The organism is Vibrio sp. Vb1574 (assembly GCF_033338675.1).
In genome coordinates this window covers 64,032-70,485 of sequence record NZ_JAWOTC010000020.1, presented here as the reverse complement: position 1 = coordinate 70,485, position 6,454 = coordinate 64,032, and the positions used below count along the sequence as shown (strand labels likewise).

At 46.8% G+C, this 6,454-nt stretch carries 7 protein-coding genes; all 7 read left to right on the top strand.

The genetic code is table 11. The features are described 5' to 3' along the window. Positions 1 to 190: 190 nt before the first annotated feature. The 7 genes from R7O12_RS14030 to R7O12_RS14000 all read left to right on the top strand — a co-directional run bounded on the left by R7O12_RS14030 (position 191) and on the right by R7O12_RS14000 (position 6,452). Entirely contained in the window at positions 191 to 823 is a 633-nt protein-coding gene (locus R7O12_RS14030) for a class I SAM-dependent DNA methyltransferase (protein ID WP_318104753.1), read from the top strand. A gap of 25 nt (positions 824 to 848) precedes the next feature. After that, positions 849 to 1,604 carry a class I SAM-dependent methyltransferase gene (locus R7O12_RS14025; protein ID WP_318104751.1) on the top strand — a complete coding sequence of 252 codons (756 nt, stop codon included), beginning with the start codon at positions 849 to 851 and terminating at the stop codon, positions 1,602 to 1,604. Between the two features lie 19 nt (positions 1,605 to 1,623). Further along, positions 1,624 to 2,049, top strand: coding sequence for a GNAT family N-acetyltransferase (locus tag R7O12_RS14020; RefSeq protein ID WP_029834000.1), 426 nt, complete (start codon positions 1,624 to 1,626; stop codon positions 2,047 to 2,049). 3 nt (positions 2,050 to 2,052) lie between these two features. Beyond that, a complete protein-coding gene (locus tag R7O12_RS14015; RefSeq protein WP_025591516.1) occupies positions 2,053 to 2,613 on the top strand; it encodes a GNAT family N-acetyltransferase in 561 nt (186 codons plus the stop codon). 230 nt (positions 2,614 to 2,843) lie between these two features. Then, positions 2,844 to 3,977 (top strand): efflux RND transporter periplasmic adaptor subunit, encoded by a 1,134-nt coding sequence (locus tag R7O12_RS14010; RefSeq protein ID WP_005385784.1) that lies wholly within the window; start codon positions 2,844 to 2,846, stop codon positions 3,975 to 3,977. Next, positions 3,970 to 5,241: a TolC family protein gene (locus R7O12_RS14005; RefSeq protein WP_318104746.1), complete on the top strand. Its 1,272-nt coding sequence runs from the start codon at positions 3,970 to 3,972 to the stop codon at positions 5,239 to 5,241. Before R7O12_RS14010 ends, R7O12_RS14005 begins: the two co-directional genes overlap by 8 nt. Further along, positions 5,238 to 6,452 (top strand): ABC transporter permease, encoded by a 1,215-nt coding sequence (locus R7O12_RS14000; protein ID WP_021822522.1) that lies wholly within the window; start codon positions 5,238 to 5,240, stop codon positions 6,450 to 6,452. The genes R7O12_RS14005 and R7O12_RS14000 overlap by 4 nt, the downstream gene beginning before the upstream one ends. Positions 6,453 to 6,454: the final 2 nt, after the last annotated feature.

Genomic DNA, 6,454 nt, shown 5'->3' with positions numbered 1-6,454 from the left:
ATTGGCGCTGGACTAAACAAAGGCCCCCTTTTAGGGGGCTCACACAAAGCCACCTTCTTTAGAAGGTGGTAATTTACTGTCCTAAACAACCAGTCTGTCACATACCATAAAGAACTAGTTAACCAATAAGTGTCTAGATGCTTATTGCGTGCTACATTCGAGCATCGTTCTGGTTATCAAGGAGGAAACGATGAACGTAGCAAAAATGTATGATGATGTGTCGGATCGCTATCAAAAGTTGGTGGATGACAGTCACTACGTCGGTCCACGTTGGATTTCTGAGAAGTTAAAAACCTTTCCCATCGAGCAAGGCTCGGTTCTCGACCTAGCCTGTGCGACTGGCAGTATCGGCCATGTCGTAAAAAGTCACTATCCAGAACTCGCCATCCATGGCTTAGACATCTCGTCCAAAATGGTTGATAAAGCGCGCCAAACTAACCTCTATCAAAGCGTCGCGGTTCATAATCTCGATGAGCCATTTTCCCCTTTGTTTGAACATACCTTCGACCTTATCACCGCACTTGGTTTTACTGAGTTTCTAGCAGAGCCTCAACAACTTCTGGAGTGTATTTCGCATAAGCTAACTGCGAATGGACGATGTTTTATCAGCTTTCAATACCACGATCCGGATGGACAAGATTTGCCTCGAAATACTTATAGTGGATCGGTCGTGCATAAGGCATATACCGAAAGTGAAGTTGAACAACTCTGTCAGCAGGCGGGGTTGGAAGTGGTTTCCTTAGAAAGTGTGATTGGTTACGTATCTGGTGTTGGTTATGTGTGTCGATACTTGATGCTAGAGCTGAAAAAGTCACACCGCTGAAATAAGTAACAAACAAGGACTGTTTTTGAAAACACAAGATTTAACCGAGTTCGGGTCGGGCATTGAATACGATGCCCAATACGAGCAGCATTACCATTACGACATTGCTTTCATCACAAGGTTAATCGAAGAAACCAATGCTCGAAGTGTACTGGATGTCTGTTGTGGTTCCGGCATTGTCACGATTCCAGTCTCTGAGCAACTCAACGAAGCCATTGGCATTGATATTTCTGAAGGGATGCTCAAACACGCAAAGGACAAAGCCAAAAGTAGGAGTAACTTACGTTTTCTTCATCTCGACGCAACCCAGTTTTCGTTAGGTAAGAAGTTTGACCTAGCCATAATGACAGGGAATGCATTCCAAGCCTTTTTAAGTGACGACATGCTGGCAGGCGCACTGAGCTCAATATCAAGACACCTCGAAAAAGGTGGGCGATTTGTTTTCGATACGCGGTTACCAACGCCAGAAAATCTAGAATTGGATCATGAGATGGCGCTGTGGCAAACCTATGTTTCTCCAACTTATGGTGAAGTGAATTATTTCGGTATGAAGGCCGAGTATGACTTGCAAACGTCCATCATGTATTTGAACAAAGAGCGCCATTTTGAAAGTGGAACGATTGAGCATTCCAGCATTGATTTAAAATATCGTCCGCTGGAATACATAGAGGTTTTCCTTGAACAAGCGGGATTCAGAATTATAGAGAAGTACCAATCTTGGTCAGCGCAAGTATTTGAGGCGAATGCCAACTCGCTTGTCTGTGTGGCTGAGAAAATATAAACCAATGTTGAGGGATACAATGCAAGGGTTTCGAATTACTACATTGTTAGATGACATGGATTTAGGCGTTATCTACGAGTTCATTTCAAACAGTTATTGGGGAAAGGGCATTCCAAGAGAACGCCTTGAGAAGTCATTGCGCCATTCGTTCTGTTTCGCGGTTTTGGATGACAGAAATCAACTCGTCGCTTTTGCTCGGTTAATTACCGATCGCACCACGTTTGCGTATCTTGCCGATGTGTTTGTTGTGGAGGCACACCGTGGTAAAGGCATCAGTAAGTGGTTGATCTCAGAAATTGTTGCTCATCCAGAACTACAAGGCTTACGCCGTATGATGCTTGCAACCCGCGATGCTCATGGGTTGTACGAACAGTTTGGGTTCACTCCTATTGCTCCAGTAGAAAACTTCATGCAAATCTGGAAACCGAATGTTTATCAGAGCTAAACCATGATGAGAGTTGAATCTCAACAAGTGGCAATCAGACACCTCAAAACAACAGACGCTGCTCCTCTGTTTGAAAACTATTTAGGCGATGAGCAAGCATGCCGCTTCCTCAATCGCCAAGCCCACCAAAATGTTAATCAAACCCTTGAAGCTATCGAAAGATGGCGTGCTCAATATGATCAAAAGTCTCCCAATCTATTAGTCTTCACCATTGAAGAACTTACTTCTCAAACTCCTATAGGCTGTCTGGTGCTGATACCTGAGCAAGACAGCAGTGAAATCCATTTTGGTATTTCTGCTCGCTATCAGGGAAAAGGCTATGCAACCCAAGCCTGCAAACTTGGCGTTGTTTACTTGCAAAGCTTAGGTATAACGCGCATTCGCACTGCCCCGCATATTGGCAACCACGCAAGTATTCGTGTGTTGGAGAAATGTGGCTTTATCAGCCGAGGCATTTTAAAAGCGCATGCGGTTTTTCCTGCTTTAGGTCGTGAGGCGCAAGACTGTATGGATATGCGATTGGAGGATACAGAACTGCGCCATTTTGCACGTTGTTCAGAATGAAAAGGGGGGGGCGGTTGAAACGAGCGGTTACAGAGCTTGTTAGTCGCCATCGTAGACAGCGTCTTCGCTGAATGATTCCTCGAGATTTTTTTAGTCTTTGATTGTCAGAGGTGACTGACAAAACCATACCAACTGTGACAACCAAACCGCTATTAAAGCAGGATATTATTCCTTCAACTTTGTGTTTTAGGAGTAGTCATTAGACTACCCAATAATTGTTGGAATAAATAATGACGAAACGTTGGCTTGTCTCCGCTGTGAGCATTGCGCTGCTCGGCGGTGGTACGTATTTCTATCTCCAATCTGCCGCTCAACCAGAATTGCTGCCTACATTGATTGTGGAAAAAGGCACGATTGAAAAACAAGCGGTGGCTGTTGGTAAAATTGTCCCTGCACACTCCGTGTCTATCAAGTCACAAATCGACGGTATCGTCGGTGAAATTTACGCGAAAGTTGGTGAAAAGGTGAAGCAAGGCCAGCCGCTGATCAAAGTGCGTCCAAACCCAACCCCCCAAGCATTAACGGATGCATCGGCAGAACTCATGCGTAGTGAAGCCGATCTGGAATCCGCCAAACAAAAACTGTCCAACTTAGAAAGCTTGGTCAAGCAGGACATTATTCCAAGTAACTACGACGAATACGTAAGTGCGCGCTCGGCAGTCAAATCTGCGCAAGCGGACGTATTGCAAAAGCGCCAGAATCTCGAACTCATCCGCAGTGGTGAGGCGTCTATCGGTGATGCGCGTTTAACGTCGACGATCTACGCGCCAATTGATGGCACGGTACTCAACCAGAAAGTTGAGGTCGGAGAGCCGATCATCTCGACTCAATCAAGCCAAGCCGCGACTGAAATGATGTCATTGGCCGACATGAACAGTCTGATTTTTAAAGGTAGCGTCAGTGAGCATGATGCTGCGCAGTTGTCTCCGGGAATGCCCGTTATGTTGACGGTTGCGCCTTATCCTGATGTGGCGATTTCTGGTGTGCTAACCAAAGTAGCGATTCAATCTGAGAACCTTAACTCACCAGAAGGCAACGCTTCGGCTAAAAGTTTTGATAACGGTTTTGAGGTTGAAGTGGGAGAACTCAAGATCCCACAAGATGTGTTGCTTCGTTCTGGTTTTTCATCGACGGCTCAAATCATTCTGAAGACTTCTGAAAACGTGCTCACGCTACCGGAGCGCGCTCTGCAATTTGATGGTGACGCACCGAATGTTCTGATCCCCGATAGCTCAGAACAAGGGTTTCATAAACAACCTGTGAAACTCGGTCTGTCAGATGGCATCAATGTCGAAGTGCTTGACGGCGTGGAGCTTGATGAAGAGGTTATCGACAACAGTATGATGGGAGCGGCGCATGGTTAAGCTGCAACGATCAACAATCGCCTTTGCATTGTTGGCTGCCACGCTCAGTTTGCCGACCTACGCAATTTCTATTGAACAAGCTTGGCAACAAGCAAAGCAGAACGATCCAAATTACGAAAAAGCGAAAATCGGCGTCCAGCTTGGCGAGGTTGGCGTACAGAGCAGCCGCAGTGCGTTATTGCCGGGTTTAAGTGCCAGTGCGTCAGCGGATTGGAATGAGTCCTCAAGCCATTCGAACAGTTACGGCGCTACCTTAACTCAAACTATTTGGGATAGTAGTTTGTGGTCGGAACTGGATCAAGCGAATGCCAATTATCTCAAAGTACAGTTAGAGTTATCTCAAGCGCATAACGAGCTTGCGCAAAAGTTGCTCACCGCTTACCTAGATGTGGCAAGCGCACAGGGCGACCTCAAATTGGCGCAGTCCAAGCTGGAGGAGGGGAAAGAACTTCTCAACATCATTGAGAAACGCTATCGAGCAGGCAAAGTGAAGTCGGTTGATGTTGAAGAGATGCGAGCGAATCAAGTTTCTGAGCAAGCAAGTATCCTCAATGCAAAAGCCGATCTCGAAGTGAAAAAAGCAGAGCTTGCGGCGTTAATCAATCAAATGCCGGAGAGTGTCGACCAAATTCGAACGGATTCTTTGATTCAGCCACCGATGCTGGTGGACTCTCAGGAGCAATGGCTAAAGCTGGCGAAAGACAGTAGTCCAGAGCTGTTGGTGGCGGCGCAGATGGTGAAAGCGAGCGAGTTCGCGAAAGATTCAGCTAAAGGTGGATACTACCCAACCGTCAAAGGCAGTGTGGGCTACAGCGATGGTGATAGTCGTTCAAACGGCGAGTTTAACGCTGGGATTAGTTTGAGTTTGCCGATTGACCTCAATGGTGCAGTGCGAGCGAAAGTGGACGAAGCATCGTTGAACATTTTAAGCGCCAAGCAAGATATGCATAGAGTGGAAATTGATATTCAGAAACGAGTTATTCAGCAGTTTACGCAGGTCGATATCAACTGGAATCAAGTTTTGATAGCGAACGAGCTGGTTGAGTCGCGCGCCAGAGTGTTGCAAAGCAAAGAGAAACTTTACGACGCTGGCCTGCTTGAAGTGTCGGAAGTTATCAGCGCACACAACAGCTTGTTTGAGGCGAAAAACAGTCTGCAAACCAACTTGTACAGCTACTGGCGTAAGAGAATCGGCTTACTGCAAACCGCAGGGAAACTCGATGACGATACCATGGCGTTGATCTCTCGGGCTTTTCATTCATGAGCAGCCTATTGCAACAAACTTGGCAAACGTTGATGGCGCACCGCATGAAGAGCGTTCTAGCCATTATCGCGATTGCTTGGGGCGTGATCTCTGTGGTGGTGTTAATCGCACTTGGCGAAGGCTTTTATCGCCATCAGACTCAGTCGTTTTCATTTATGATCAACAATGTGCAAGTGGTGTTTCCGTCGAGTACCAGTAAACCGTGGCAAGGGTTACCTTCAAGGCGACAAATTGATATTCCACAAGAAAAAGTCGACATGATCAAACAGTCAGGCTTTGTGCAACAGGCGTCGAGCGTTTACGCCAAATGGGATGCGAATATCACCAATCTCAAAGGACAGAATTTATCGAGTACGGTCAGCGGTATTGATACGTCTTACTTTCCTTTAATGCAACGCAAGCTGCAATCCGGTTCGAGAAACCTGTCACCAAGTGATATGGACAACCACACTCGCGTGGCAGTGTTAGGCGATCAAATTGCGCAAATGGGCGGAATCCAAATCGGGGATAGGCTCAAAGTCAACGGCATTCCGTTTTTGGTGATTGGGATAACCGTCGGTGAGGACACTGGCATTTCATTCGGCGATAGCCGCACGGTTTTCATTCCTCAAACAACGTACCGCGATTTGTGGGATGCGAAACCTTGGATGGTATTGATGAAGCCGAGAGACGGGATGGATGCACCGTCGTTTCGACAAAATATCGTGAACTTTTTCGCCAAGCAGCTTCATTTTGACCCAAGTGATAAAGATGCGGTCGAATTACCCGATTTTAGTGAAGGTGCGGCGGTCATCAGTGGAATTTTGCGTGGCATTCAGATTTTTCTCGGAGCGAGTGGCGCGATGACCATGGCGGTCGGTGCGCTTGGTGTTGCCAACATCATGTTTTTATCTGTTACGGAGCGCACGCGTGAAATCGGTGTGCGTTTGGCGATCGGGGCGACTCAAAAATCCATACTCAGTCAGTTTATTCTTGAAGGGCTTATTTTGGTAGCTGTGGGCACGGCATTAGGTCTGATGTTTTCGTATGCCGTGGTGTCTGTCCTAAGCAGCATGGCATTACCGGAATGGATTGGTTTACCTGTGATCACGCCAGATTCTATTGCTTGGTCTTTACTTGTGACGCTTATCTTGGCATTGATGGCATCGTATTTCCCAGCAAGGCGAGCATCGCGTCTCACGCCAGTCATTGCTTTGAGTGCGAGGGCCTAGTC